The organism is Gammaproteobacteria bacterium, from assembly GCA_027296625.1.
Classification (GTDB): Bacteria; Pseudomonadota; Gammaproteobacteria; order JAKEHO01; family JAKEHO01; genus JAKEHO01.
Map to the genome: position 1 here is coordinate 1 of JAPUIX010000097.1, position 3,140 is coordinate 3,140.

Annotated in this window: 4 protein-coding genes; all 4 read left to right on the forward strand. The window is 54.6% G+C overall.

Going from position 1 to position 3,140, the window contains the following annotated elements:
* Positions 1 to 605 (forward strand): hypothetical protein (locus tag O6944_05080; GenBank protein MCZ6718510.1); only part of this gene is annotated, 605 nt, incomplete at its 5' end.
* Between the two features lie 220 nt (positions 606 to 825).
* Positions 826 to 1,878 carry a hypothetical protein gene (locus O6944_05085; protein MCZ6718511.1) on the forward strand — a complete coding sequence of 351 codons (1,053 nt, stop codon included), beginning with the start codon at positions 826 to 828 and terminating at the stop codon, positions 1,876 to 1,878.
* Positions 1,875 to 2,477: a PilN domain-containing protein gene (locus tag O6944_05090; GenBank protein ID MCZ6718512.1), complete on the forward strand. Its 603-nt coding sequence runs from the start codon at positions 1,875 to 1,877 to the stop codon at positions 2,475 to 2,477. Before O6944_05085 ends, O6944_05090 begins: the two co-directional genes overlap by 4 nt.
* Positions 2,478 to 2,486: 9 nt before the next feature.
* The coding region (gspM, locus tag O6944_05095) for a type II secretion system protein GspM (protein MCZ6718513.1) at positions 2,487 to 3,140 on the forward strand (654 nt) is incomplete at its 3' end.

The window sequence follows — 3,140 nt, forward strand, 5'->3', positions numbered from 1 at the left end:
AATTCAACGCCCGCACCCAATTGACGGTGACTGCCGTGGATCTCACGGAAAGCGATGGGTTGTGTCGCTCCACCAGTAACAGGACCTGTAACACGGGCGACGGGGATACCGGTGAGGGCTATGCCATTACCAACATCACCGGTACGGAGCTTCGCTTTGGGCGCCTGGTGCTCGAAAGCGCCTTTGGTTCAGGTCTGTATGCGCTCGATGTGCCGCTCCGAACGGAGTACTACGACGGCACGAATTTTGTCCCCCACACGGACGATAACTGTACGGCAATGAGCAACACTAATCTGATCTTGTCGAACGATGACGAGGCCACCCAGACCGACGGGGATATCCTGGTCGGTGCCGCCACCACCACAGCGAGCATTGCCAATAACCCATACAGCCAGGGCGATGCGGATCTGTCCTTCAGTCCGCCGGGTCCGACCGAGGACGGCTATGTGGATATCACCGTGAACCTGCCGGGCCTGGGGATGACGTGGTTGCGCTATGATTGGGACGGTGATGGCAACCACGACGACGATCCCACCGCCCGCGTGAGCTTTGGGCTCTTCTCAGGTCCCATGCAGTTCATCTATCTCAGAGAACCCTGGAATTAATCTATATTGCTGCCCGGCGGAGTACCTGCGCCGATCCGCGGTGCCCGCGCGCTTGGGTGGCGGGCCGTCCCCGCTCCAAGTTCCAAAAGGCAGTCAACCCGTCGGCTTTGCGGACCCGATCCTTTCCCGACGGGCCCGTTTAAACCGTCTATAATTTGAAAAATAGCATTTATAGTAAGTAGTTAGTGTTGAAACCTTTAGCAATCTATTATAAGTTAGGATGAGATGGGGCGTTGCCGCCTGCTGGGCGGGGCGCGTTGAGAATAGAACACCGGACAGCGAGGTAGGTGTCCCTGTGGTGCTTGGCCGGCTTAAGCGAAAACCAAAAGGTGATGTCACAGTCGCCGTGTGCCCGATGCCAGACGGGATCAGCATCGCACGCGTTCAGCGAGATCCTGACCTGCCGCCGAGCCTCGACCTCTGCGAATACAAGGAAGTTCATGACCTTGGGGAGCAGGATGCCGTATTGAAGAAGCTCGTCGCTAGCCACGGCCTTGATCAGTATCGATGCACGAGCCTCATGGATCCGGGCTCCTACAGCCTCCTGCTGGTCGAGGCGCCGGATGTGCTGCCATCGGAACTGCGGGCGGCGATACGCTGGCGGATCAGGGACCTGATTGACTTTCACTATGATGATGCGGTCATCGACCTGTTTGAGGTGCCCGAAGAGGCTGAAAAAGGGCCAGGCTTTGCGGGTAAGGCGAAGATGATGTACGCGGTGGCCGCGCGTTCGGCGCTTGTTAAACAACGCATCGATCAGTTAGTCAACGCCGGCCTGGATCTTTCCGTCGTCGATGTCCCGGAACTCGCCATGCGGAACATTGCGTCCTTGTTACCCGAAGATGTCGGGGGGGCAGCACTCATCTACCTGGGTCGCGAGAATGGGCTCGTCACCCTGACGCGCCAATCGATACTCTATCTTTCGAGGCGAATTGAATCGGGCTCCGAGTCGGTATTGTACGCTCCACAAAGCGACACCCTGGACCCCGCTATTCAGCAATGGCTCGATGGCATCGTCGTTGAACTGCGGCGGTCACTGGATTATTACGAAAGCCATTTCACGCAGCCGCCCATATCGAATCTGGTCATTGCACCCTTAGAGCGGCAGATCCCTGGAATGGCGGAATATCTTTCCGAACAGCTCGACGTATCCGCGCGCATGTTGGACTTGAATGCGTTGATCGATAGTGCAAACCATTTGGGTGCGACATCACAGTTCCGTTGCTTTCTGGCTATCGGCGCCGCGTTGCGTATGGATGAGGCGACCTTATGAAGCAGCAGATCAATCTTTATCAGCCGATATTCCGCACGCAGAAGAATATCTTTACGGCGCTTGCCATTGCTGAGGTGTGCGGATTGGTTATAGTTGGGCTCCTTATTATGTACGGTTACGCGGCTTGGGAAGTACATGGACTGAAGACAGAGGTTTCCAAGTTCAACGAACAACGCGACGCTGCGCTCAGTAAGACCGATGCGCTGCGAGAACAATTTCCTGGTAGGCAGAAAAGCAAGCAACTCGAAGAAGACATCGAACGATTGACTGCAGAGTTGATTGCGCGACAACGAATCGCAGAAATCCTGTCAGGCGGAAGATTAGGGAACACGGAAGGGTTCTCGGATTACTTGGAGGCCCTTGCAAGGCGCCATGTTCAGGGAACATGGCTGACTGGGATCAATATCTCACACGGTGGTCAAACGATTAGCATTGCAGGCAGCACACTCGTGCCCGATCTGGTGCCCGTATATCTGCAACGGCTGGCGGATGAGACAGTCTTTTCAGGTTTGTCATTTAATGTCATGCAAATGGAGCGCGCCTCGGAAGAATCGACAAAAGTAAACTTTACGGTACGCACAGGTGGTAGTTCAGAGTAGGAGCGGTTAATGGGACGACTTAGAGAGTTAATGGCATGGATCGATGCGCTCAGCTTTCGCGAGCGGGGGCTGATTCTAGTGATTGCGTTGTTTGTGTTCTACGGACTGTGGGACACGCTTTTAATGCAGCCGCTGGATGCCAAGCAAGAAAAACTGAGCAAGCAGCTTGAGCAGACCCAACAGGAGGTGTTGAGCTTTCAGCAACAGGCACAGACGATCGTTGAATCGTATGGTGCCGATCCGAATGCGAAGAATCGCGTCAAGCTTGAAAAGTTACAAAAGGAATTAGATGCGATAAAAGAAGAGCTTAAGCAATCCACCGCACACCTGATCCCGCCAGAGCAAATGGCAAAGGTTTTGGAGACGGTGCTGAAGCAGAGTGACGGATTGAACTTCGTGCGACTTGAGGGGCTTGGTGTTACACCCCTCGTCGAGAAGAGCTCCGTCGAAAATTTTATTGATGAGGTGCAAGGCGCGAGGCTAACAACAGAGGAGAAAGCCCTATCGCCGGATAGGACGCTGCAAACGGCATACCGGCACGGACTACGGATCGAGTTTGAAGGGGGCTATTTGGATACCCTGGATTACCTGCGCAAGCTCGAGGCGCTACCGTGGGCGTTTTTCTGGGTTAGTGTCGATTATCAGGTTTTGGAATATCCGAAG

Coding starts and splice junctions, on each gene's coding strand:
- O6944_05085 (MCZ6718511.1), top strand. CDS start 826: ATGAGATGGGGCGTTGCCGCCTGCTGGGCGGGGCGCGTTGAGAATAGA.
- O6944_05090 (MCZ6718512.1), top strand. CDS start 1,875: ATGAAGCAGCAGATCAATCTTTATCAGCCGATATTCCGCACGCAGAAG.